This is a genomic window from Aeromonas sp. 601027, from assembly GCF_049174455.1.
Lineage (GTDB): Bacteria > Pseudomonadota > Gammaproteobacteria > Enterobacterales > Aeromonadaceae > Aeromonas > Aeromonas veronii_A.
In genome coordinates, this window is sequence record NZ_JAAKTN010000003.1 from 94946 (window position 1) to 119601 (window position 24656).

Here is a 24656-nt window from a genome sequence, read left to right on the forward strand (position 1 = left end):
CCACAGGGGCAGAACAGCAAACGACTCAGCAGAAAAACAAGGCATCCATGCCCGGTAGATCAACCACGCCAGAACGGCTTGGTGGTCTCTTGATAACGGTCAGCTTCGTTCAGGCCGATGTCTTTGAGCAGGTACTCGGGCAGCTCGGAGAGCTGGCGACGGCTGCGGCTGCGCTCCAGCCAGGTCAGAACGGTCATTTTAACGCGAGCAACCAGATTCAATTGGCTGGAATGCTGGTAACCGGTTTCGGTATAAGCCATGTTGGCCATGATGTGGCTCCTCTGAATATTTGTTTACGCACTGGGCTTTATTTGATGCGCAAAGCTTAGTCAGGGAACAGGGCCGACTCAATTGACGAATTTTGATACGTTACATTAGTAAATCTAATGTCTAAAAACGGCAGGATTTAATTTTAACGCTTTGATTTTAAACAAATAATTATTTTAACAGTTGGCCAGCAGAGTCGCACAGCATATTGTGCTGCATGGCACCCATCTATATATGCATTTTACTGCTTTACATATGCAGGGATGGACAAGGTGTGAACAGCTGGCAACAGCGGAGCTACACGTGATTGTTAATTTAATGATCTTGTGGTGATCTTTATTTAACACTCTGAAACATAAATAAAACCATTACCACATCCCCATTCAGAGGCGCACATTGCCCCCTCCTCAAAGTGCCTCTTGGCACTCCAACCGCATGCTGGTATGTTTATTTATACAGTAGTTTTGCTACCCGCAGCAATGTCATACCTGATGTCGTCAACAGCGGGTCAGACCACAGGATCATCGATGGATACCTTTACCCCTACCGCCGCCCTGCGTCAACAGATGGCCGCCATTGAAACCTCTCTCAACCAGCTGGCCGATCTGCTTGGCCAGCTCGAGCTGCAGGAGGCCCATGTCTATCCCCTCCCCCCGGTGGCGCAGGGGGAAGAGCACGACCCGATCGAGCAAATTGAGGTGGGCTATCTCAACGGTGAAGCCGCACTGGCGGCCACCCTCGCCGCTTATCGGGACCACAGCGCCCGCCCCGGCTGCTCCACCAAGGCGACTCACCGGCTGCCCGGCTGGTTGCGCTTTCCTGCCGCCGCCGCCCCGCAGCTCCAGCCGCTGGTTGAGGAGATCAACCAGCGCAAGCTTGATTTCAAGGGGCTGGTGCAACAGGCGGGGGGACGGGATGAGAAGTTCGAGCTGGTACATACCGCCCTGCCCGGCGTGATCACCCTGCAGGTCTACCGCAAGCTGACCCTGTTGGCGGGGGAGCTGCAATCCCTCGGCTTTACCTGGGCTGACAAGCAGACCATCAATCGCCTCACCCGCGAACAGGTGCTGGAGATGCTGGAGCGCAGCCGCCGCTACATACCGGCCCTCTCCAACAACGAGGAGTGGAGCAAGATGGTGGATCAGGAGGTGTACGACATTCGCCGTCTGCCTGCCGATGCCGAGCTGCGGATCCGCCGCCCGGTCAAGACCCACCCGATGATCAACCTGCTCTGGCTGGAGCGCACCCCGCGCAAGCAGCAGATCAAGGCGAGCCTGCCTCTGCTGCTCTGCTCGGATACCCCGCCTGCAGTCACCCATCTGGGCAACTATCCCCCCAAGAGCCGGCAGGCGCGGCGAGATCGCAAGATTGGCGGCGAGCCCATCATCGAGCGGCTGCACCTCTATCTCTATCAGGGGTGACTGGATCAGGAATAGCTGGGCCGCCTTGCCGCGATAAACGAGTACCCCATATCTGCGTCCCAAACGAGAAAGGGGAGAACATCTCTGGATGTTCTCCCCTTTTCTATCTCGATAGGCGGTATGAAAGGCGGCGTCGCCAATCAGCCCATCAGCAGGGCTCGCAGGCTCTCCACATCCAGCCCACGCACCTCGGACTGGCCGCTCAGCAGGCCATCGGCCAGCGCCCGCTTCTCGTCGTGCAGGGCGACAATCTTCTCCTCCACCGTCTGCTCGCACACCAGCCGGTACACGGTCACCGGCTGGGTCTGGCCCATCCGGTGCGCCCGATCGCTCGCCTGATCTTCAACCGCCGGGTTCCACCAGGGATCGAGGTGCAGCACGGTATCGGCCTGGGTGAGGTTGAGGCCGGTGCCCCCCGCCTTGAGGCTGATGAGGAACAGCGGCACCTCCTCGTGACGAAAACGCAGGATGGAGTCCTGACGGGACTTGGCGGAGCAGCCCCCATCCAGATAGCAGTAGTCCCAGGACTTCTGCTCGATGCGGGTCCGCAACAGACTCAGCAGATCGACGAACTGGCTGAACACCAGCACCCGATGACCGCCGTCGATCGCCTCTTCCAGCAGGGCCATCGCCTCGTCCAACTTGCTGCTGGTTTGCGACCACTCTGGCATCACCAGCTCCGGCGAGCAGCAGAGGCGGCGCAGCCGGGTCAGGCCACTCAGCACATGCATCAGGGCGCGGCCATCGGCGCTTTGCACCTGCTGCACCACTTCCCGCCGAGTCGCCTCGTAGAGCTGGCGCTCTTCGGGGGAGAGGCTGATGTGGTGAATGATCTCGGTCTTGTCCGGCAGCTCGGTCAGCACCTGCTGCTTGAGACGACGCAGGATAAAGGGGCTGATCACCGCCCGCAGCAGCGCCATGTGCTGGGGATCCTTGACCGCCTTGCCAAAGCGACGCTTGAACTCGCCAAGGCTGCCGAGCAGCCCCGGGTTGATAAAGGTGAAGAGGCTCCACAACTCCCCCAGATGGTTCTCGATGGGCGTGCCGGAGAGGGCGAGGCGAAAATCCCCTTCCAGCTGGAACAACAGCTTGGCGCGCTGAGTGCCAGCGTTTTTGATCTGCTGCGCCTCATCGAGCACCATGCTGGACCAGCGGCGGGACTTGAGCGACTCCGCTAGGCTGCCGAGCATGCCGTAGTTGATGAGGATCACCTGACCGGCCTTGGCCTCGCGAATAATGCGCTCGCGCTCGGCGGGATTGTCAAAGATCACCACCTCCAGCTCGGGGGCGAAACGGGCCACCTCCTCCTGCCAGTTGGTGACTACCGACTTGGGCACCACTACCAGCGCAGGGCCAAGGTGCTGGCGCATCCGCAGCACGATAAGCGCCTGCAACGTCTTGCCAAGGCCCATGTCATCGGCCAGACAGGCACCAAAACCGTGATGGGCAAGGGTCGCCATCCAGCGCACCCCCTCTTTCTGATAGTCCCGCAGGGAGGTAAGCAGCTCGTCCGGGCAATCGACCTCCTGCTGCCACTCCTGCTGCAGGGATTGCCACGCTGCATCCCCTTCGGTGGTAATGACCGAGAGCAGGCGAGTGAGCGGATAGGCCAGCTTGTTGTTGATGCGCTGCTCTTCATCGAGCATGGCCCCCAGCATGGTGAGCCGCTCCACCAGCTTGTCGCTCAGCATCAGGCTGGTCTTTTCGTCGAGCTGGACGGTGCGCTGACCCGGGGTCAGCTGACGCAGGATCAGGCGCAAATCGAGGATCTGGTGCTCATCGAGGGCCAGCGCCCCTTCGACCTGGAACCAGTCCTGCCGCCGCTCGATGCGCAGGCTCAGTGCCGCTTCATCGAGGCTCTTGAGGCGGGCGCTGTCCTGATGCCAGTGAATGACCACGCCGGCATCCACCAGCTCCGGCAGGGCATTGACCAATGCCAGTGCCTGCTCTCCTTCAAGGCGCCACTCGCTGCCGGGCAGATCGATGGGAAGCTGATTGCGCAGCAGTTGGGCCTGCCCCTTCTCGGCCGCGAGATCCCGCTGCCAGTAGTAGTACGCCTTGATCCCCTGCCGCACGATCGCCTCCCCCTTGCCAAGGGGCTGGGGCGGCAGATCCTCAAAGCGGGTCACCAGCTTGACCGCCAGCTGGCCATCCTGCCAATCGAGCTGCACCGAAGGAATGCCCGGCCAGGGGGCCAGTTCGGCATTGCCGTGCAATCCCTCAACCTGGCTGTGCCAAGGCAGATCGGCGATCCCGTCCAGAGTGCGCTGCAACTCGCTCATCCCCTCGGCGGGCAGCAGCGGGATGGATTCGAGCGCTGGCAAGCGGTCGAGCAGCGGCTGCGGGGTGAGGATGAGCTGCCACAGATCCTGCGCCAGCGGCATGATATGGGCCCCGCGGGCGGCTGCATCTGGGATCAGCAAGGCACTCATCCCCTCTTCGGTCGCGATAATCTGCAGCAGCGGCGCCGTGATGGCGAGCTGCAGCTTCTGCCCCTTGGCGTTGAACAGGCGGGGGTGATCGGCCAGCGGCGCCCAGACATCCCGGGGCAAGCGTCCCATCACCCGCGGCAGGGTGCGCACCACTGCCCAGTCGTGCTCATCGAGCAGCGCCGCATACTGGGTGGAGAGCAGGGTGGGATCGACCCGGCGGCCCGCCGTCCACTCCCCCTTGGTGCTGAGTTTCTGGATCTTGCACTCCAGCTCGGGGCCATCGGCGTGAAGCAGCCACACCAGCCGCTCCTGCGGCTTGCGCACACCGCTGGCACGTCCCAGCCCCTGCAACCAGTTGAGCCAGCTGGCGGAGGCGGCCCCCTTCTCCTCGCCGGCGTCCTCTTCTGACTCTTCGTCTTCGGCCTCGCTGTTGCGCAGTTGGCCAAGTGGCGCCCCTTTGGCTCCCTCTCCCAGCAGCAGGCGCAGCAGATCCTGACAAAACGCCATCAGCCGATGATGGGGTTCGGCATCGAGCAGGTGGGAGAGATCCCACTTGTGCAGCATGGCCACCTGCGCGCTCTGGGCGCCGTGACGGGCCAGCGAGCAGAGATCGAGCCAGAGGTAGCCCCAGTGCAGCTCCTCCACCGGCAGCTGCAGGGTATCGAACAGCCCGACCGCCTGACCATGCCGCTCACCGGCCCACTGGCTGAGCAGATCGGCCAGCAGCGGAAATTGTCCGCCAAGGCTGCGCTGCCACCTCTTGCGCTGCTCGCTGGCGATGACGGGGTCGGCCTGCTGCAACCAGCCAAGCCAGAGCAAGGCACTGAAGGCTCGGGGCCACTGCCCCTCATGACCCTCGGCCTGCCACTGGCCAAGGGCCGTGAGCAGCCGCTCACCCAGCGGGCCGCTCTCTCCTTGCGAGGCAACCGCCTGCAAAGCAGGCCACAAGAGGCTGGAGTCGGAGCTCTCGCCATCACCGCAGAGCCAGCGCCACTCCGCCTCGAACGCTTTGGCCCTGGCCTGCACCTCGGGGGCACAACGCACCAGCGCATTCGCCAGCGGCCAGCGCTCTTCATAGGGGGCATCGAGCAAGAGTTGCAGCGAGAAGTGCTCCAGCAGCAGTTGCTGCCAGGCAGGGCTGGAGCCCGCCAGCAGCAGATGGGCATCTGCGGTATCGAGCAGGGTGAGCAGATCGCCGGGAGAGAAAAAGGCCGGGATCTCCCCCGCCTTGCCCCGACACAATTCGCGCACCAGCCCGTGAACCAGATCCTGGCCGGTCACCGAGGAGACCCTGCTCCAGTCAGGGGCAGCGCACACACCGGCCCGCACCCCCAGGATCAGCGCCAACGTCCCCTCGGCGGTCAGGCTCCACTGCTGCTCCCCGCGCAATCTGATCAGGCCGGCATCGTGCAGCCGGGTCAGGTGGCTGGCGAGCTCATGGCCCGCGCCGAGCGTCTCTTGCAACAGACGGGTACTGGCGACACGCTGCAGTTGCAAGGCACTGAGCAGGAGATAACTATCCGAAGAGAGGGTGGAGGCAGACATCAAAACTCACGGGCAGATGCAAAAGCGGAATTTTAACGGTAAAGCGCCGCCCACTCGACCCTTTACCGTGAAATAACTCAAAAAAAAACGGCCATCCGTGATGACCGTCGAAAGTAACGAAGGAAATAGCCGGATCATCCGGTTACCTCCCACAGCGGGAAAATCGGGAGCGCTAGCCCCTAATTCGTGGGGCCAATGCTAGAGGTTGACGTATTAAAAAGCTTTGAAGCGGATCACAATTGAAAAGGATTTCTGAAAACGCTTTCAATTTTTGACGACCAAAAGAGATGATCTTGCACCAAATGAACCATCTCCAACCCGGCCTTCCTCGTCGCGGCATGGATCCCATATACCCATGTCCATTCAGGGCTCGAGGGGGCAGTTGGCCCTGACCGCCGGAATGCGCGGGGCATTACCGGCGATTGGCAACTGAACGACTCCCCCCTTGTCCGAAGCATTGGCAGACTGATCTGGCCAGCACGCTCGGTACTCGGCCAGCTACGAGGGCAAACGTGGCGACTCACCGGTTGCAAGAAACGGGGCTTCATCCGACCGGCTTGCCCGGGCTGTCATTGATCGATAGGATGTGCCCCATTCCAAGAGGGCAGGAGCAACATGATTTTGCGACAACGCGTGGCGACAAGACTCCTGCTGCTGGTCTGCATTCTGCTGCTCAATTGTGCACTCCAGCCGCTGACCAGGCTGGCTCAGCTGGAGATAGCCGCTGGCTGCCATATGCTGACCGCCCCATCCTCCGCCATCGATGTCGATGAGGATGGCCGCGCCGCAACGCCGCAACCCGGCAGTTGCCAGCTCAACGGCAAGTGGCTCAGTGCCGCCAGCCTGCAATGCGCCGAACAGCTCTTCTTTGCCATCGCATTCCTGATCGCCCTGCTGGCACCACTGTCCCGTTGCTCGCCCCCCCTCCCCCCACCCAGAAATATCTCTCCGCCAGAACGGCGGCTTCATCTCACCCTTTGTGTCTGGCGAGAATGAGTCTGTCGCGGCTTAAACCACCCTGACTTTCATTTTCAAGAGACAACACCATGTCAAACATCTTCAAGACTGCCCTCTTGCTGGGCAGCCTGCTGTGGCAATCCATCGGATTGGCCAGCGATACCGGCTGGCTCACCAGCCCCCGCAACGATCACGCACAAATCCGGCTGCAAGCAGATAGCCGGGATCCGGCACAGCCCCGGGTGCTGCTCAGTCTGGCACTCGAGTCCGGCTGGAAAACCTATTGGCAAAACCCGGGTGAAGGGGGAATTGCCCCTGAAATTCTCTGGGATGATCCCAAACTCACTCAACAATGGCACTGGCCAGTGCCAGAGCGATTCGCGGTCAGCGGCATGTCGACCCAGGGGTATCAGCAGGCCGTAACCTTTCCCATCAGCCTTGGCCATGGCAACCGCAAGGCGCTGACCGGCACGTTACGCCTTTCAACCTGCAGTAACGTCTGCATCCTGACCGACTACCCTTTTGCCCTTGCTCTGGATGGTACGGCACCGGACGGATTCGACCTTGCCTATGCACAGGCGATGAGCAAGCTGCCTCAAGCCATGCCCAAGAGCGTCAACCTCCAGGCCGGCTACCAGCAAAACCGGCTACAGCTGAGCGCTAAGCAGCAAGAGGGGTGGCGGGCTCCGCAGATTTTCCTCCAGCAGCTGGAGGGGGTCGAGTTTGGCGAGCCCAGCCTGGAGGTGCAGGGCAATACCCTGATTGCCCGCATTCCGGTCAGCGATGGCTGGCAAGGGGATGCACCGGATATCCGTCATCAGCAACTGGGCGTGGTACTGGTCAACGGTGACGAAGCCTGGCAGAGCCAGGTCACCATAGGTGATCCCCTGCCACTACCCGCTGGTGGCCACTCGCTGCGCTGGATCCTGGGGGCAGCACTGCTTGGGGGGCTTATTCTCAACCTGATGCCCTGTGTGTTGCCGGTGCTGGCCCTCAAGCTGGGATCAGTACTGCAGCTGGAGACCCGTGAGCGTCGCCCGGTTCGCTTGCAGTTCCTGGCGGCAAGCGCTGGTATCCTGGTCTCCTTTTGGGCGCTGGCACTGATGAGCACCCTGCTGCGCGCCACCCAGGGGGCCGTCGGCTGGGGTATCCAGTTCCAGAGCGTCTGGTTTATCGGCTTCATGGTCGTGGTGACCTTGCTGTTCTGTGCCAACCTGCTGGGGCTGTTCGAGATCAGGTTATCCAGCAATGTCAACACCCGCCTGGCAACCGCGGGTGGCAACGGCATGGCCGGTCACTTTCTGCAGGGCTGCTTTGCCACTCTGCTGGCAACACCCTGCTCCGCCCCTTTCCTTGGCACCGCAGTCGCCTTTGCGCTCGGGGCACCATCCGGTCAACTCTGGCTTGTCTTTACCGCACTGGGGATTGGCATGAGCCTGCCATGGCTGCTCATCGCCGCCCTGCCCCGTCTCGCGCTTTGGCTGCCAAAACCGGGACGCTGGATGGGGCGCCTGCGCATCCTGCTCGGCCTGATGATGCTGGGCTCCAGCCTCTGGCTGCTCAGCCTGCTTGGCAACCATATCGGCTATAACAGGGTAGTGATCCTGATGGTGCTGATATTGGTGGCCCTGCTGCTGGCGGTCGTATGGCGCCACGGTATTCGCGGTGTAACCCTGGGGCTGGCGCTGGGCGGCTTGCTGGTCGCCGCCCTGCTGCTCGGCAGCGCCTTCACCATGGAGGGCAAACCACCACAGGATAGCGTCAACTGGCAGCCTCTCTCGGAGCTGGCCATCCAGGACGCCCTGGCACAACACAAGCGGGTCTTCGTCGATGTGACCGCCGACTGGTGCATCACCTGCAAAGCCAACAAATTCAACGTGCTGCTGCGCGATGATGTGCAACGAGCACTGAGTGCCCCCGATGTGGTGGCCTTGCGCGGGGACTGGAGCCGCCCCTCAGACAGCATCGCCGGCTTCTTGCGCCAACGCGGCAGTGTGGCCATTCCTTTCAACCAAATCTATGGCCCCGGGCTACCGGGTGGCGAGATCCTCTCTCCCCTGCTGGATCGCGCAACTCTGCTGGCCACTCTGGAGCACGCTGCGAACGCCCCTGTTCAAGGAGAAACAAGATGAGATATATCCTGATCATACAGACCCTGCCGGGAGAGCGGGGCATACCCGCAGCGCAAGGGGGAAATTATCGGCAATCGGCTGATCTCCCTCATATAGCGCTCGGGGGCAACGTCAAAAACGCACTGGTCATCAAGGGGCAGTCATGACAGCGACATCATCCCGGATCCTCCGTCTGCGCAGTTGGAGCAAGGAGGCCCTCTGGCTGCTGCTGTTGGCGGTGATTATCTCGACAGCGCTGGACCTCTGGCGCAGTCCGGCGCTGCCAGAGGAAAGCCCGCTGCCTCAACTGCTGTTGCAAGATGGCACTCTGGCCGACCTGCAGACAATGAGTCGGGACAGACCACTGCTGATCTATTACTGGGCCAGCTGGTGCGCAGTCTGCCGTGTTACCACACCGACAGTGGAGCAGCTATGGCGAGACGGCGAAAACGTGCTGACAGTGGCGCTGCGCTCCGGCGACCAAGCCAGGTTGCAGCAGGGGATGGCCAGGAAGGGGTTGACCTTCCCGACCCACAATGATGAGCATGGCAACCTTGCCGCCCGCTGGCAGGTGAGCGTCACCCCCAGCTTCCTCATCATCAAGCAGGGTAAAGTGGTGAGCGCCACCACTGGCTGGAGCTCGGGCCCGGGACTGAAACTGCGGTTGGCCTGGGCCAGCCTCGGCTAACTCGGCCCGCCAGGGAGCACTATTGCGGCCCCTCTTCCCGCTGAAGAGGGGCTGCGATCGTATCGTTCTGACCTCGATTCAGAAAAAGGCCGGAGCCCGCAGCTACGCTGTTTAGCTTTTCCTCGCCGGTGATGGCATCTTGCCAAACCAGTGCTCTGAAAGTTTCTGCGCCTGTTTGACTTCCGGCCTGGTCATCGCTGCTTCCAGCTCGTCACGAGCCTGCACCGCCTCCGGCATCCCTTCTGTTGCCGCCAATGACAGCCAGGCATAGGCATGTACCCGGTTGCGCGGAGCCCCCAGTCCCTCTTCACGCATGGTTCCCATCCGGTATTGTGCCATACGATCACCCTGTTGGGCCGCCAGCCGATACTGCTTGAGTGCCAACGCGTAATCTTCTTTGCCCCCTTGCCCCAAACGCAGCATTTCACCGTAGGCATAGAGTGCAGCCCTATTCCCTTGCCGGGCGGCCTTGGCATAGCTGGCTCTGGCCTGCTCCAGTTCACCTTGCTCCTGCTGCAGTGCTGCCAGATCTAACCATGCCCTGGTCACACCACCGTCAGCAGCACGCATTAACCAGTGGATCTGCTGCTCCCGGTCTACCTGCTGCAAACTCAATTGATATTCGGCCTCATGGGAACCGTGTGCAGCGGCCAGCTCCAGCCAGTAACGGCCCAAAGCAGGGTCTGCTGATACCAGCTCCCCGGCCAGATAAGCCTGGCCAAGCCAGAGCTCGGCTTCAGCAGAACCGGCATTGGCCGCCCGTTGATAGGCAGCGAACCCATGGATGGGGGCGGCCTGTCTGGCTTGCTTTAGCAAAGCGTCCGGTTGCTGCTGGGCTGCTGCCTTGTCGTTCCAGCGCTGCGCAAGATCCGGCCGTTTGGCGACCCCTTTACCTTGCGCATAGCGCTCGCCCAGCAGGTACTGGGCATCACGGTTGCCAAGCTCTGCAGAACGCTCAAGCCACTTGACGGCGTCCCTATCTGCCCCCGGTTGTGTGCTGTACCACCGTGCCAACACCAACTGAGCGTCGGCATGATCCCGTCTGGCGGCTTTCTCGAACCAGTCGAGGCATTCACTGACCAACTTGCCCTGATGCTGCTCCTGACACATCAGGCCCAGCTGATAGCTGGCATTGCTGTTGCCAAGGCGAGCAGAGCGCTGCCACCACTGGGTAGCGAGCGTCGGGTTTTTGGGCTCCCCGAGCCCGGCCTGATACCAGTCACCCACTTGCCAAGCAGCATTGGCGCGGATCTGTTTATCGGCGGCCAAGGGGCCAGACTGCTCGGCCGCTTGCTGCATCCAGTGCATGGCATTGGGGTAATCGGGTTGGGTTGCAAGCCGTCTGGCCAGTTCATACTGGGCGCGGCCATCCCCCTGCTTTGCGGCTTGGGATAGCTCGGTATCAGTGCGTGGCGCAGTGGCAGAGCAGGCGGTTAAGATGCTGGCGGTCAGTGCCAGCCATAGGACTCGATGGGTCATGAGAAATTCTTCGCAGAGTGAAAAAGGGGCGAATAAAACAGGGCCGGTTACAGGTAGTGCCATTATTGGTCAATCAAGGGGCAGAAAAGCTGAATTGCAGCCTCTCTGCCCCATGGCTTAATGTTTATTGACCAGCAGCTCGAAGCGGGCCAGCTTGTCCTCCGCCATTCAATATCTAAATAACAAGCCCAGATTAATTTACATATCGACTCTATGCTTGTTATTAGTGAATAACTTTACGTGACAGGATGGCCCTTTATAAACTTTATCTCGACGCATCTAATCTGCGCTTTAATCAGTTCAACGACCCATTCAAAATCCTCAGGTTTACAATATATGTTATCGCTATGTGCTGATTTAAAGGGGGTGGATTCAAATCTCAGAGCTTTTTTCCTATTGGAAATAGACAGCGTGTAGGGCCACTCTTTTTTAAACATGGTTTCATGCTCTGTCACTTCACTTTTAAAGTCAGTAAAAAATACAGCCAAGAGCGCCATACCACCTGCACCCACCAGGGCCAATGGCCCCAGCAGGGCGGCCGCGAGCACACATACCACCACACCAAGCCATGCCAAGCCACGGACTATGGTATAGGCCACTTCGGGAATCGCATCCTGATAAGTGACGATGACACCCTCAGTGGTTACCCGGTAGTGGTAATCCTTATCTGCCATAACCAAATAGCGAAAATACGGTGTCATTGCCATAGCGACACAGAATGCTAGATAAGCAAACCCCCAATCACCATCACCAGCAAGCAATACGCAACCCACAGCGAACAACGTCATAATTGTTGTAACTGTTAGAATCATTAGCCAAGCGAATGGTGTAGGAACCCAGATATCCCATTCATGGAGAGTCGGGGCTTCGCGCACCCTTTTTTGGTTGGCATCGATAATGCGCTGTTGCTCCTCCTGCGGTAGCAGATGAAAAGGGGTCTCCTGCTCATTAGCCCCAATGACTTCGTTTGCATTGTCCATTATCTGTTCCCTTGCTTGCCGACCATCAACGCGGGCATGGTACCCAAGCCGCCGGAGCTTGTCGCCAATGTGATTGGGCCGCTACTGCTACTGCTGCCCTTGAAGATAAATTCTTGCTGCACCATGCCCCCGAGATAACCCAGCTCCAGCTTGATGGCGGTATTGATATCGCCCCCCAGCGGCAGGGTATAGACCAGATCATCCCAACGTCCGCGCTGTGTCTCCAGGGTTTTGGGCTGCTTATTTGATGAACCATCTCTGTTTTTTTGGCTCGACATTAGCCTGAAAAACGTTCGATATCTCGCCCTGCCAATACAGCTCATTATTTATCAAAATTTCTTTTAAGGCCGACATCAAGGACGCCTAAAGGGGATCTGCGAAGGGAAAATTCGGTATTGAACTCCCTATACTCTTTACAATCAAGTTCTGACATAAGCAGCTTAAGGATGAAGATGAAATCCTTATGTTCACAGTGTAAATCTGAAAATGCACCATCTTCGAAAGGAACCGTTTCAAATCTAATCAAAGATTTTTTTTTCACAACCTTACACACATAAGTACAGTTTTTATTGAAACCAAGATATAGAGTCGTTACCTCTTTCTGGAAACCAGTGAAAAATATAGCGAAAAGCGCCATGCCACCGGCACCCACCAGGGCCAATGGCCCCAGTAGGGCGACCGCGAGCACACATACCACCACGCCAAACCACGCCAAGCCACGGACTATGGTATAGGCTGCTTCGGGTATCGCATCCTGATAAGTAACGATGACACCTTCAGTGGTTAACCGGTAGTGGTAATCCTTATCTGCCATAACCAAATAGCGAAAATAAGGTGTCATTACAGCAGAGACGCTCAACATAATATATACCCCGCTCCAATCCTCACCCGCGGTCAATAACAGCCCTCCCCCCCCGAGAAATAGTGTCGAGAAGAGGCACATTATTATGATGATAATCCAGGCTAATGGCGTGGGAACCCTGATATCCCATTCATGGAGGGTTGGCGCTTCACGCACCCTTTTTTGATTGGCATCGAGAATGCGCTGTTGCTCCTCCTGCGGTAGCAGATGAAAAGGGGTCTCCTGCTCGCTCACCTCAATGACTTCGTTTGCGTTGTCCATTATCTGTTCCCTTGCTTGCCAACCAACAGCGCGGGCATGGTACCCAAGCCGCCGGAGCTTGTCGCCAATGTGATTGGGCCGCTACTGCTACTGCTGCCCTTGAAGATAAATTCTTGCTGCACCATGCCCCCGAGATAACCCAGCTCCAGCTTGATGGCGCTATTGATATCGACCCCCAGCGGCAAGGTATAGACCAGCTCATCCCAACGTCCGCGCTGTGTCTCCTGGGTTTTGGGCTGCATGGCGACCTGATAGCGTGCCACATCCTCTTTAGTGCGGGCAGGTATCATCTGGCCAGCCTTGGCGAGCGGTTGGCTAATGACCTTCAGCCCGATGGTCTGCCCGCGCAAATGCGCAGGCAGCGAGAGCTGCAATTGCCATTGGGCGCGGCCGCTGTCCATCCACCCCTGGGGGGGCGTGCGTACCACACTCAGGCTGGCCCCCGGTTTATTGACTAGCAGCTCGAAGCGGGCCAGCTCCTCTTCGGCAGACCAGCCAGCAGGGTTATTGCCCCAAGTGGATTGCAATAACCACTTTTCCAGATCCGAAGTTTTAAAGATATTGAGCAGTACAGTCACGACCAGATAGGCGGCTCCCAGCACAAAGAAGCCAATGCCCATCCAGCTTGCACAGATGGCTGCGATGGATGAATAGCCCAGCAAGCCATTGATGCCTAATTGCGCAAACTGTGCCAAAAAAATTAAGAATTGTCCGCCCAATACGCCCACTTTCATCTGCAAGAGCGTCTTCTCCATGCCGCTTATCAAGGGGTCCTTACTAGCCTGCAAAGTATCCCAAAACTCAGCCCCGGCCGCCGCCATGCCCAGGCCAGAGAAGGCCAGCATACGCAGCGAGAAGGTTTTCACCAGCGCGGCATGCTCACCGACACCAGCTTCTTTCAAGGACATCCTAAGTAATGGCTCGCCATTTCTTGACAATGGCTTCAACTGCTCCCAAACCACCCCCTGATAGAGCGCGGCGATGGCATTGCCGGTCCAAGCGAAGGCCGAGCCCAGCTGTATATTGGCTCGCAACCGGCCAACCGACTGGGCATTTTGCGCCGTTCCGGCCATGACCACCGTCAGGTTCCAGAGGTTAAGCAGGGCCACCAAGCCGCCAAAGGTAGTCAGATTGGGGACTCTCTCGTTCATGGCGGTGATGCGCTGATTTACGCCGCTGCGCACACTTGCCAGATAGTCGCCGATATATTGCCTGGCCTGCTGCTGGTAGAGATCGCCTTTGAGTTTCACCAGCATGGGCATCTCACGGGCGATCAAGGTATCCAGCTTTTGCTGCATACTGCGCAGTTCGCCGTTGATAGCCTGCACTGTGGTGTTGTGGCCTGGCGGTGGTGAGCTGATGGATGCCATCTGTTTGGTAATGGACCAGATCTTCTGCTGGAAGCTGTTGGAGAGCAGGCGATAGCCGCTGTTGACCTGCAGCGGCTGATCACCGAGCAGTGATTCCAGCAGCACCAGCCTCAGATTACCTGCCAGGCTGTTCTTCCAAGCGTGGGGCAAGATGGCCGCCATGATCTGGGCATGTGCCCCCTTGGCCAATGACGTTGCTGCCGCCTTCATGGCGTCAATCACGGCTTCGGCAGCCTGGAACCAGGGTTTCTGCTTGAGCCCGTCATCACCCAGTAGCGCCTCCAAGTCGGCCGTTCTACCGAAGAGTGCCGTCATATCGCCAGAGGAGGTGCTGAGCCAGACATTGTCGACCGTCTGTTCACTCAGTCCTTTGTGCAGCGCCGCATCAAAACCATAGGGGGCCAGCGCCAGCAAGTTGTCATTGACCTTCTCGCCGAGCAGTTTTTCCAGCGTCTTTTTGTTGCCCTCTGTGCTGCAACTGAGGGAGAGAGCCTGCCCCGCCTCGGCGAACAGGGTTTGCAGGTAGGCTTGCCCTTCGGCCGTGCAGTTGTCGAGCCCCAAGGGCAGCGGATCGGCTTTGAGGCGGGTCAGGCCATTGCGCAAGTCCTCATGGGCACGGCCCACAGCCAGATCCAGTTCATTGAGTGGCCCCTGATACTGCTTGATAAAGGCATTGAGGCCACTCCAATTGACCTCGTCCTGGAACGCTGCGCGCTCTTTCCACTGACTTACCTGCTTGTGGGATGGATTGAAACCATATTGTTCCCGCAGGACCTTCAACTTGGCCTCGGCCTGTTTTTCCAGAGGAGAATCCAGCCTTATTACACCCGGCTCTGCCGTCATGTTCTCCATATCGACTAGATAGCGATTCCCAAGATAATCATCCAGCGCCTCTTCAAAGGCATGAACCTTGGCCACATTGCCCCTGACGGAGGCGGGCAACTCTTTCTCATCGAGGCGCACCCGGGCCAGATTGCGCGTCACCTCGGCCATCATCAACTTGTGCGTGTTTGCCTTGCGCAGTTTCTCATCCTTGCCCATCAAAGCTTCGCGCTTGGCCAGCAGTTGATTGACCTTCATGGAAAGGTCTGCCAGATCGGCCAACGGATCCTCCAGAGCCACTACCATAGCGCTTTGGGGATCCGGCATTCCCGCCTTGTAGGCGGCTGGTGAAGCCGCGGGCTTGTGTACCAACAGTTTGATACCTTGCTTATCCTCTTCGGCTGGCTTGGCCAGTGGAGTGCAAGAGAGCACAAAGCCGTTATTTGGCATACCGAGATCCGCAACCTTATCTAGAGCATCAGGCAAACCACAATGTGCGGCCTTCATGGTGCTGGCAAAACTGCCCAGCTTGACCTGCCGCATCCAGGCACTGCGCAAGCCGTTGTTCTTCTCCATCTCTTTCTTGATACGCCCGGTCCAACGCTGGGGAGAGTAAATGAGGGACAACGAATGAGTCGCCGGGTAGAGCAGATGGCCCTTGCTCCCCTTGCTCTGACTGATGAACATGGCATCTTTCACTTCATATTCATCCAACACCTTGGCTTTTTCGTCATAGACATAGAGCCAGCCATCGCGCAGCTGGCGCAGGGCATAACAACTCTCCTTGAACTTGAGCGGTGAAACAAAACCCGCTCCGGCGGGCAATGGATGCTGCTGCTTCTGAGGAGGTGCGAAAGGCTCATCAAGGGCATAGCGCACCGGTACCAGGGCAATCTCTTTATTTTTAAAGGGGCAGGTGCCAACCGGGCTCTTGCAATCCTTGTTGCCGGCAGCTCCAGCTGCTTGGTTCGGGGTGCTCATGACGTTATTTCCTGTGCAATGGCGTGTTGCTCTGCCCAGTTGGCTGCCTGTTCAACACGCTGTGACGGGGTCTGTGCCGAGGGGGTAGTCAACAACCTGCTCACGATCGGGTAGGCATCACCCTGCCACCATGACTCGCCCAGGAAGCCCAGCACATTGAAAAACAGCAGCAAGTCGCGTTCGGTCTGAAATCCCAGTTGATAAGCCTGTTGGGCCCAGCGGGCAATCCAACACTTTGGATCGGTCTGCTGCGCCAACCGGGCGGGAAACCACGCCTGCATGTGGCGATAAACCGCATCCAGCTGGTTTTGCCAACTCACTTCGCCCAAGCGGGCCCATTGCACATCGGTGAGTCTGCATGTGTCGCCCATCGGCTCGGCAAGCGTCTCTTTGACCTGCCAATGGCGCCAACCGGTGCGGGTTGGCAGCCAGACTTGTGCAATTTTCCGCCACAGCCAGGGGTCTGCATCCACCATCAGACATGCCATGGTTTCCGGGGCGGCCAGTTTGAGCAAGATGCGGCTGCCGTAAGGGCTTTCGACCTCGATAAGCTGGCGCAACTGATCCGCCAGCGGCAAGAGAGGCAAAGCGGAGGCGAGCAACCATCCGGTATTGGCTGACAGGCTCTTGAACCAGCCGAGCAAGGGCTCGCTGGCCTCCACCAGACAGGGAGAGACCTCCCGCAGGCTATCCCAGGGGGCATAGAGATAGAGCGGCTGATAGGCCGGGCTGTCGCTGACCTCAAAGAGTTGGCGCTCAAGCTCAGGGAGCTGCCCGCCATCGAGCAACAGATAAAGACGTTCACCTTCTGCCAAGGTGAGCGCTGGCAATACCATTAGTTGCCCTCCTTGGCCAGCTGTTCACATATCTCGCAGACCGGCTCGGCCGATTTCAGAGTCGCAATCTGGCGAACCGTGTCGACCGGGGGCCGCGGGGGCACCGCCTCGACATCATCAGGCAGGATAGGCATCTGCCCAGCCCAACCGGAGCCAGAACCGGGACTACCGCCAGAGTTCATCTTGATGGAGCCACCACTTATCGTCACGCCATCAGCATCGACCTTGACGAAGCTGCCACCCACTTTAAGGGTCAGCTCGACACCGGCCTCCAACACGATCTTCATGCCTGCCTTGTGGTGTACCTCCTGGCCGGCATCAATCAGCAGCGATTGCCCCAGCTTCTGATGCATGGAGGCATCCACCGTCAGCGAGTAGTCCGCCTTGATCTGGTCGCGCTTTTCGCCTTCGACTGTCAGGTAGTCGTTGGCCTTGATGCGAGTGACCCGCTCGTTGTCGATATCCCGATGCTCGTCGTGTTTGATATGCCAGACGACATCGTTCTGGATGAGCACGTTCAGATCTTTCTGACCGTGGAGATAGATCTCTTCCTGACCAGCCTGGTCTTCAAAGCGCAGCTCGTTGAAGCCTTCGCCCTGATGGGTTTCGGTGCGCAGCACGGTGCGAGTCTTGTTGGCTGGCAGCTCATACGGCGGCCGGTTGGTGGCGTGGTAGGTGCGACCCGTCACGATAGGCTGGTCGGGGTCACCTTCGAGGAATGAAACGATAACCTCATGGCCGATGCGCGGGATGGCCATCATGCCGTACTGGCCACCGGCCCAGCCCTGACTCACCCGCACCCAGCAGGAGCTCTGGTCGTTGGAGCTGCCATAGCGGTCCCACGGGAACTGCAGTTTGACCCTGCCATGCTCGTCGCAGTAAATCTCCTCCCCTTCCGGGCCGACTACGATGGCGATTTGCGGGCCATCCACCATCGGCTTGTAGGGTGCCTCGGGGCTGCCGATACGGGCGCGCCAGGTGGTACTCGCCTTCACTACGCCAAATTCGTTGTGGTAGACGGTCGGGCCGCTGCCGCCCTCTTCTTCCAAGGCTTGGGGTTGCTCACCGGTGTGGCGGATATGAACGATTTGCCACTCGGTGTTGAGGCTGCCATTGGGGTGTTCGGTGAGTGAGAAGTGCTGACCCGGCAGCAACGCGGCGCTGTTGGATTTGCCGCTGCCTTCTACCGCGTCATTGCGCAGCGCATCGAGCCGGTGTTGGGCAAACGCCTTGCCGCTCGGGTCCTGCTTGTAGCGGCCAGGGTAGTCAAAATGCTGATAGGTATCGCGCTGATGCTCGAGCTCTGCGCCCTGCTTTTTGTGGGAGAGACCATAAGCCGGGGTCTTGAAGCTGTAGTCCTTGAGCTCTACATCGCTTGGCCGTACCGCCTCGCGGTAGTGGAACTGGCGCACGTAAGGACCTTGCTCCAGCGAGCGGTTACCGAGGTTGAAGAAGAGCTCAGGGCCAGCAGTCAGGGCTGCCGCATCGTCAGCAAAGACGATGCGGTGCTTGCCTGCTTCAAACTCGTGGAAGTAGAACAGCCCCTCTTCGGCAGCAAGGCGGTTCACGAAATCGAGGTCGGTCTCGCGGTACTGCACGCAGTATTCCCGCTGGGCGTGTTCGTTTTTCAGGGCAAAGGCGTAATCGGTAATGCCATGCTCTTGCAGCAGGATACTGAGGATTTCATCGGGCTTTTGCGCCTGAAAGATGCGGGAGTTCTGACGCAGGCCCAGTCGCCACAGGGCCGGTTTGACTTGCAGACTATAACGGGTGCGGCGAAAGCCGCTGTCACCTTGGGCAAACTCGCTCACTACCCCGCATACGCGGCGTTGCAGCTCGCCGTTGTACCACACCATCAGCTCGCACGGCTGGTCCAGCACGGCGCCAAAGTCGACATCGGGCTGGCTGCTGGCCACCTCCAGCTGCAGGTTGAACGGCCGGTTCAGCCCCTCATCCAGCTGGAAACTGGCCACCACGAAGGTGCTCTCGGGCAGCGCCCCCACCTTGACCGTAAATTGTAATCCTGTGCTTTGTGCCATGACTCTGTTCCTTATCCTGCCTGTCCGCTACCGGAACCAATCACCACGCCACCACAATCCACTACCGTGCCGGTGACGGCGATGGGTTTGCCATTCACCAGCACAGAGCCGACACCACTGGCAATGGCCCGTGGGTGCGGCGGGTTGTTGGGCTTGTCATGGGGCGCCAGTGGATCACCTTGACGAGCCACAGGCTTGCCATCGAGGAACACGTCGGGACTGGCAGCTATCACCGGGGTCGGTGGGAAGCCATCGTGGTCGGTGCCGATGTCACCGAGCAGTGCGATAGCGGGGCACATAGTCATTCTCCATATGAGTGGGGAGACGCACAGACATCACCCCTCTGCCCCTGTGCCCGGTGGAACGCACCAGGCACAGGCGACTTTGATAAACAGCGGATAAACAGAACAGGCCGCAGCACAGGCTATGCCATTCAGCACTGGCGAAATTAGCCAAATAAAATCAAATGGTTAACCTCTTTCGATAGATGATAGAGTTATCCATTCGCAAGGGATTGCGCAAACTGGGCAATCCCCCTGCCAAACATTGCATCTGCAGTGCAACTCTCTGGAATGTGCGCAACTGGTTGCGCACAACAGAGCAATCAGCTACCGGATAGCCCCTGTTGCAGTTGGTAAAGCCGGATATTGAGTGCTTTCAAGTCACTCTCTATCCCTTTCAGCTCGGCGGCCGTAATAGGCTCCTGCGACGCTTTTCGCGCCTCCAGTTCGCTCAGGCGCAAGCTGAACGGGACCTCCTGCATCAGGTTCTTCTGTACCTCGTAGAGCTGAGACTTGAGGTAGGAAATCGTGACCGTCTTGCGCTGACGCTCCAGCTCCAGCAGCTGATCGATCAGGGCATCGACCCCGGCGCGCGCCTCCAGATAGGTCGGAACCCGGTTGAGATCCCCCTGCTGGCCGGCCAGCGCGGTCTGCCACTGTTTGTCGAGGGCCTTGACCGCCAGCGAGTCGGGATAGAGCATCTGCAGCGAATTGCGCAGCCCCTCGCCATAACGGTACCAGTAGAGGGGCGAGGTCTGCTCCAGCCGATCCAGTTGGGCCTGATAACGCGATACCAGCTCGCTCTCCATCCCCTGCAGGGTCTGCTCCCCCAACACGATGCGGGCCTGGCGAATGTCGTCATAACTCAGGGCCTGCGGTAACGCTGCAGCGGGTTGTTGCAACCGTTGCGCCGCGATGACCTTCTCCTGCTGCTGATGTTGCCAGCCAAGCCATCCCATCATGGGCAAGGCGCAGGTGAGCAGGCCACAGCCAAACCAGAACCAGGCCGGCCGCTGTTTGCGGTGCTGCTCAATCTTGAGCACGGTCGGCTTCATCTGCCCCTTCTCGCGCCCCACCAGGATACTGCCCTGAGGCAGGTGCGGGGTTGCCCCGACAGAGGCGCCGTGGTCGCTCTCCATGTCGGATTTGAAGAATACCATCGGCGGGATCTGCAGCTCATCCTTGAGGCCCGGCTCATCGGAGACGATGACAATCTCGGTCTCGTCAAACAGATGGGTGTACCCCTCGATAAAGTGCACCAGATTCTCGACCCGGGGGATGCGGCTCAAACCGGCGTTGTGCAGCTTCTCGCTGATGAGTTGCAGCGCCCGCTCGCAGCGGTAGATCAACCGCTTGTCCTCGTGGCTGATCTGGTACTGGCGGATCACGTCGCTGATGCGGGCGATAAACCAGTCGAGCATCTCGATGCGGGCCCGCTCCTGATGCACCGGTGGCCAGAAACTCTCCCACTGGGTGACGATGAGGTTGGCGAGAAACTCGCACCCTTCGGTAAAGCCGCTCAGCCCCTGAATGCGGGAGCGCGCCAGAGTGAAGTAGATGGCGGTTTGCAGATCCACCCCGTGCTTTTCAAAGATTTGACTGGCAAGCTGATGGATCCTGACCCAATCCACCTCGGGGCGGGAGGCGTGGCTAAGCTTGTTGATCTCGGCGCGCAGCGCCTCATACTCCGGCAACATTCTGGGGTCACGCCCCACTTTCAATGCCTGCTGGCCTTGTTGATTCTGTGACATATCGGATTCCAAAATGTGGGGGGCATGGCGCCCCCCAACATGATCAATAGAGGGATTCAGGCAAGCTGAACTGGCTGAACAGGCCGCCGGTGAAGGGGTTCTGGGCACTGTCGGTATAGACCCGATAGGTCATGGCACCCTGATCCACTGGGAAGCGCACATCAAAGGTGGCCTCGTTGACCTGAGTCAGCTCCCCCTTGTCCATCAGGCGGAACATGGCCCAGGGACCGACAAAGCCCTCGCTGCGCGGTGAACGTTCGCGGGCAGCCGGTACCAGGGTGATCTTGCTCTCGGCCCCGTCGCGCATGGTGTTTGGCCACACCAGCGGGATCTTGTTGCGACGGCCGTGGGCATACTCCAGCAACTGGCCATCAAGGTTGAGCACACTACGCCGCTTGTTGGCGGTGAGTTCGATGGGCTCGAGGGCAAATTGCACCTCCAGATTGCCCTGCTGGCTGAAGAAGATCTGGCGGATCCGCGCAGCGCGATCCAGCTGTTTGATAAGCTCGGCCTGAATGGGTGAGCTCAGTTCTCCCTCCATCAAGCCCCCCTCCACCATGGGTTTCAGGTTGACCTGATAGAAGCTGTCCAGGGTGCCACCGGGGGCAAAGAAGCGCTCCATCTCGGAGAGCGGCACATCCTTGGCAGAACCCGGGTTGAACGGATAGCGATCCGCCAGTTGGCTGTTGAACGGTGCCAGTACCTTCGCCTGCCACTCCTGATTGAGGGATGACATCGCCAGATCAATCACCAGTTGCGAGCTCTGATCCGCCAGTTGACCCACCCAGCGATTGAGCGGCTCGGGCAGACCACGAGCATATTGCTGCAATGCAAAGACCGGATCGGCGTACTTATTGGTCAAACGCAGTTGCACCGCCTTGAGGGCTGACTGTCCCGGCTCGGTGGCATTGACGATCAGCTCCATATAGTGCTGCAGCTCAATCAGCTTCTGGTTCACTTCCGAAATCAGCGGCCCCTGTTCCCCACGGCCAGTCAAGACGCCATTGGTGGCCATAAAGGGGCGACCGATCCGGGCAGTGATCGCCTGCGCCGGATCTCCTTCCGCATCGGAGATCTTGCGAATACGGGTGTTGTCATCCAACGCGGCGAGCACCCGCTGGAATGGCTGGTCGTTGCCGGTGATGGCCGAGAGCACATCGAGCGCCTGCTCGGGGCTGGCAAGGGTCTGCACATCCAGATTGGTCAGCAATTTTTGCCACTGGTTGACGTAATCAGTGACATAGCGATCGTTGACCTGACGGGTGATCTCCTTGCGATCCGCCTCGCTCAACTGGCTAAGCTTGCGCTGGCCCAGCACCCAGGCATCCATGGCGGTGAGATCGATCAGCGCCTTGTCCTGCTTGAGGAAGAAGTCACTGAACCCGGGCCAGGTCAGCAAACGCGGCACCTGACCAGCGCTCTCGTTGCGCAGGGCAAACACGGTGTCGAAGGTGGGGCCCACCTCGTCACGGACATTGAGATCCGGCGGCAACACATCACCCGCCTTCACCACCAGATTCTGATAGACCCGCTGATACATAGGCAATTTGCCTAGTTCACGCTGGGCGCCATACACCGACTCCTTGAACGGCACAAATGCCGTGATGGCAGCCTGATCCCGAGCGGCGCGAGCAGCGTGCCAGTCGGTGTGATCAAGGGCATAGTCAAGATGCCCCATCAACTGCTCCTGCACCGCCCCCTGCCCCGGAAACGCTTTCTGCCAGCGGCTGGCCATGTACTGCTCCACTAGCTCCTTGTTGCGACCGGAGGCATCATCCAGCATCCGCATCACCCGCAGGATGGAGAGCTTCTCCTCGCTGCCAGCCGGTGCCCGGTTCAGATCCTCCAGCAGTCCCTGCATCTGGGCAGGCAGGAAACGCAGCCCTAGCAGTTGCAGATAGGAGCCTTCCACATAGGGGCCAATCTCATCCCCCTGATAGAGACCAAGGTCTGCCACTAGCGGCATCCGTTCGCGGTAGTTGCCAAAAGAGAGGGTTGCCTCGCGAATAAGGTTGAGACGTGGCAACTGGCTGACACCGAAGGCATGTTCATCAGCGACCTCGTTGGTCTCGGTGAACGCTTGCGCCTTGGTCAGTACATTGCGCCCCGCCTCCTCGTTGACCCGGTAGAAGTAGTGCCAGCCACCGATCAGGGCCGCCGAGAAGAGCGACAGGCAACTCAGGCCAATGGCCATCCGGCGACGACGATAGAGGGTATGCAGCCGGTTTTCTCCGGCCAGATGGGCCTCGGGGAAGATGATCGAAGAGAACAACTTGCGCACAAAATAGGTGTTGGACTCCCCGCGCAGGGCGGAGTGAATCGGCTCGGGCAAGCTGTAACGCCGGGAAGCGGCCTGAGCAAAGGCATCGAACGGGACACCTTGCTGATAAACGGAGCTGATATAGACGCCGCGCACCAGCAGTGGTTTGCTCTCTTCAATGATCAGGGTTTCATCGAGCAGGCTGGTCACATAATCCTTGAGACCCGCCAATTGACGGACAAACGAGAAGAGGGCGTTGCGCTGGGCGGCATCGAGCCGGGCCAGCATCATCTCGGGCAGATTGCGGTTGAGATTGTCGACCCACTGATCCCAGAACAGCGCCAGATCCTGCTGCCAGGATTTGCCCTGACTGCTGCCGGGGTTGAAGGTCACCCCCAGCACGGCGTCACGGGCCTCTTTATCCAGCTGTTCATAGACCACATCAAAGCCGCGCAGCATGTCGAGTTTGGTGAAGGTGACATAGAGCGGCAGCCTGGTATTCATGGTGGCCGACACCTCTTGCAACCGGGCACGCATCAGCTGGGCATACGCCTTGCGCTCGGCCACGCTGGCCGCAGACAACCACGCCAAATCAACGGTCAGTACCAGACCATTAAGGGGCTGACGACGACGGTGCTCGTTGAGCCAGTTCAGCAGATGCAACCAGAGCCGCTCATGCTTGCGAGCTTGCGGATCCAGCTCGGGCTCGGCTTGTGACAACAGCGCGCCGGCCGGATCCAGCATCACGGCTTGCTCCCCCAGCCAGCAATCGACCAGCTGGCCTTGCGCCACGTCCCGCAGTTCGGTATCGAGTCTGGGATTGAGCTTGTTGGCCGGATTGGCACGGTGGATCAGGCTGCTCTTGCCGCTGCCGGGCAGACCCAGCACCAGATACCAGGGCATGGCGTAGAGCGCCCCCTTGCCAAGGTGTTCATTCAAGGCTTGCAACCAACGATTGAGGAACTGCGCCTGTTTGTCGATGAGCCCTTTGACCGGATCTTGTTCCAGCAGCACCTCATGCTGGCGCTCGGCCTTGAGCTGCTTCATTTTTCGCCATGCCCGCCAGGAGAGTACCCCCAGCAGCAACCAGAGCCAGAGCAGGGTAAACACCACCCGCCCCCACAAGGGCTCGAATGGCTTGGCATCACGGATCTCGATGTGAGGCCCCAGCCACCACACCAGGATCAGGGCGACAACCCACAGCACCACACCGAGCAGGGGCCAGGAGGGTTTCAGTTTCGGCAGCTGTTGCCGCAGAAAGGTAAAGATGGTTTTGAACATAAAATGTGATCCAACTCCGACTCAATGACTCA

At 59.1% G+C, this 24656-nt stretch carries 16 protein-coding genes; 4 read left to right on the forward strand and 12 right to left on the reverse strand.

Features of this window, described 5'->3' with window-relative positions; all coding sequences use genetic code 11:
* Positions 1–59 precede the first annotated feature (59 nt).
* The gene (locus G5193_RS05690) at positions 60–269 is read right to left on the reverse strand and encodes a DUF1127 domain-containing protein (protein ID WP_158112369.1); all 210 of its coding nucleotides are present in this window, start codon (positions 267–269) and stop codon (positions 60–62) included.
* Between the two features lie 525 nt (positions 270–794).
* Here G5193_RS05690 and G5193_RS05695 point away from each other — a divergent pair.
* Positions 795–1688 (forward strand): DNA replication terminus site-binding protein, encoded by an 894-nt coding sequence (locus G5193_RS05695; RefSeq protein WP_421205320.1) that lies wholly within the window; start codon positions 795–797, stop codon positions 1686–1688.
* 140 nt (positions 1689–1828) lie between these two features.
* Here G5193_RS05695 and G5193_RS05700 read toward each other — a convergent pair whose 3' ends face one another.
* Entirely contained in the window at positions 1829–5665 is a 3837-nt protein-coding gene (locus tag G5193_RS05700) for an SNF2-related protein (protein ID WP_421205322.1), read from the reverse strand.
* A 615-nt stretch (positions 5666–6280) separates the two neighbouring features.
* Between G5193_RS05700 and G5193_RS05705 the strand changes: the two genes are divergently transcribed.
* From G5193_RS05705 to G5193_RS05715, 3 genes are all read left to right on the forward strand, one after another.
* Complete coding sequence (locus G5193_RS05705) at positions 6281–6661, forward strand: hypothetical protein (protein ID WP_421205324.1); 381 nt, start codon at positions 6281–6283, stop codon at positions 6659–6661.
* 50 nt (positions 6662–6711) lie between these two features.
* The gene (locus tag G5193_RS05710; protein WP_421205326.1) at positions 6712–8754 is read left to right on the forward strand and encodes a protein-disulfide reductase DsbD family protein; all 2043 of its coding nucleotides are present in this window, start codon (positions 6712–6714) and stop codon (positions 8752–8754) included.
* 142 nt (positions 8755–8896) lie between these two features.
* Positions 8897–9421, forward strand: a complete 525-nt coding sequence (locus G5193_RS05715; RefSeq protein ID WP_421205327.1) for a protein disulfide oxidoreductase — start codon at positions 8897–8899, stop codon at positions 9419–9421.
* Between the two features lie 111 nt (positions 9422–9532).
* Here G5193_RS05715 and G5193_RS05720 read toward each other — a convergent pair whose 3' ends face one another.
* The 10 genes from G5193_RS05720 to tssM all read right to left on the reverse strand — a co-directional run bounded on the left by G5193_RS05720 (position 9533) and on the right by tssM (position 24624).
* Entirely contained in the window at positions 9533–10900 is a 1368-nt protein-coding gene (locus G5193_RS05720) for a tetratricopeptide repeat protein (RefSeq protein ID WP_421205329.1), read from the reverse strand.
* A 236-nt stretch (positions 10901–11136) separates the two neighbouring features.
* Positions 11137–11880: a hypothetical protein gene (locus tag G5193_RS05725; protein ID WP_421205331.1), complete on the reverse strand. Its 744-nt coding sequence runs from the start codon at positions 11878–11880 to the stop codon at positions 11137–11139.
* Positions 11880–12158, reverse strand: coding sequence for a hypothetical protein (locus G5193_RS05730; RefSeq protein ID WP_421205333.1), 279 nt, complete (start codon positions 12156–12158; stop codon positions 11880–11882). Before G5193_RS05730 ends, G5193_RS05725 begins: the two co-directional genes overlap by 1 nt.
* A 44-nt stretch (positions 12159–12202) precedes the next feature.
* Positions 12203–13003 carry a hypothetical protein gene (locus G5193_RS05735; RefSeq protein ID WP_052451217.1) on the reverse strand — a complete coding sequence of 267 codons (801 nt, stop codon included), beginning with the start codon at positions 13001–13003 and terminating at the stop codon, positions 12203–12205.
* A complete protein-coding gene (locus tag G5193_RS05740) occupies positions 13003–16176 on the reverse strand; it encodes a toxin VasX (protein WP_421205335.1) in 3174 nt (1057 codons plus the stop codon). The genes G5193_RS05735 and G5193_RS05740 overlap by 1 nt, the downstream gene beginning before the upstream one ends.
* Positions 16173–17012 (reverse strand): DUF4123 domain-containing protein, encoded by an 840-nt coding sequence (locus G5193_RS05745; protein WP_421205337.1) that lies wholly within the window; start codon positions 17010–17012, stop codon positions 16173–16175. Before G5193_RS05745 ends, G5193_RS05740 begins: the two co-directional genes overlap by 4 nt.
* On the reverse strand, positions 17012–19051 hold the full coding sequence (locus tag G5193_RS05750; protein WP_421205339.1) for a type VI secretion system tip protein VgrG: 2040 nt from the start codon (positions 19049–19051) through the stop codon (positions 17012–17014). The genes G5193_RS05745 and G5193_RS05750 overlap by 1 nt, the downstream gene beginning before the upstream one ends.
* Before the next feature lie 11 nt (positions 19052–19062).
* Positions 19063–19350, reverse strand: a complete 288-nt coding sequence (locus G5193_RS05755) for a type VI secretion system PAAR protein (RefSeq protein ID WP_421205341.1) — start codon at positions 19348–19350, stop codon at positions 19063–19065.
* A 305-nt stretch (positions 19351–19655) separates the two neighbouring features.
* Positions 19656–21083, reverse strand: coding sequence for a VasL domain-containing protein (locus G5193_RS05760; protein WP_031227659.1), 1428 nt, complete (start codon positions 21081–21083; stop codon positions 19656–19658).
* Positions 21084–21126: 43 nt separating this feature from the next.
* On the reverse strand, positions 21127–24624 hold the full coding sequence (gene tssM / locus G5193_RS05765) for a type VI secretion system membrane subunit TssM (RefSeq protein ID WP_421205343.1): 3498 nt from the start codon (positions 24622–24624) through the stop codon (positions 21127–21129).
* Between the last annotated feature and the right edge of the window lie 32 nt (positions 24625–24656).

Coding starts and splice junctions, on each gene's coding strand:
- G5193_RS05690 (WP_158112369.1), bottom strand. CDS start 269: ATGGCCAACATGGCTTATACCGAAACCGGTTACCAGCATTCCAGCCAA.
- G5193_RS05695 (WP_421205320.1), top strand. CDS start 795: ATGGATACCTTTACCCCTACCGCCGCCCTGCGTCAACAGATGGCCGCC.
- G5193_RS05700 (WP_421205322.1), bottom strand. CDS start 5,665: ATGTCTGCCTCCACCCTCTCTTCGGATAGTTATCTCCTGCTCAGTGCC.
- G5193_RS05705 (WP_421205324.1), top strand. CDS start 6,281: ATGATTTTGCGACAACGCGTGGCGACAAGACTCCTGCTGCTGGTCTGC.
- G5193_RS05710 (WP_421205326.1), top strand. CDS start 6,712: ATGTCAAACATCTTCAAGACTGCCCTCTTGCTGGGCAGCCTGCTGTGG.
- G5193_RS05715 (WP_421205327.1), top strand. CDS start 8,897: ATGACAGCGACATCATCCCGGATCCTCCGTCTGCGCAGTTGGAGCAAG.
- G5193_RS05720 (WP_421205329.1), bottom strand. CDS start 10,900: ATGACCCATCGAGTCCTATGGCTGGCACTGACCGCCAGCATCTTAACC.
- G5193_RS05725 (WP_421205331.1), bottom strand. CDS start 11,880: ATGGACAATGCAAACGAAGTCATTGGGGCTAATGAGCAGGAGACCCCT.
- G5193_RS05730 (WP_421205333.1), bottom strand. CDS start 12,158: ATGTCGAGCCAAAAAAACAGAGATGGTTCATCAAATAAGCAGCCCAAA.
- G5193_RS05735 (WP_052451217.1), bottom strand. CDS start 13,003: ATGGACAACGCAAACGAAGTCATTGAGGTGAGCGAGCAGGAGACCCCT.
- G5193_RS05740 (WP_421205335.1), bottom strand. CDS start 16,176: ATGAGCACCCCGAACCAAGCAGCTGGAGCTGCCGGCAACAAGGATTGC.
- G5193_RS05745 (WP_421205337.1), bottom strand. CDS start 17,012: ATGGTATTGCCAGCGCTCACCTTGGCAGAAGGTGAACGTCTTTATCTG.
- G5193_RS05750 (WP_421205339.1), bottom strand. CDS start 19,051: ATGGCACAAAGCACAGGATTACAATTTACGGTCAAGGTGGGGGCGCTG.
- G5193_RS05755 (WP_421205341.1), bottom strand. CDS start 19,350: ATGTGCCCCGCTATCGCACTGCTCGGTGACATCGGCACCGACCACGAT.
- G5193_RS05760 (WP_031227659.1), bottom strand. CDS start 21,083: ATGTCACAGAATCAACAAGGCCAGCAGGCATTGAAAGTGGGGCGTGAC.
- tssM (WP_421205343.1), bottom strand. CDS start 24,624: ATGTTCAAAACCATCTTTACCTTTCTGCGGCAACAGCTGCCGAAACTG.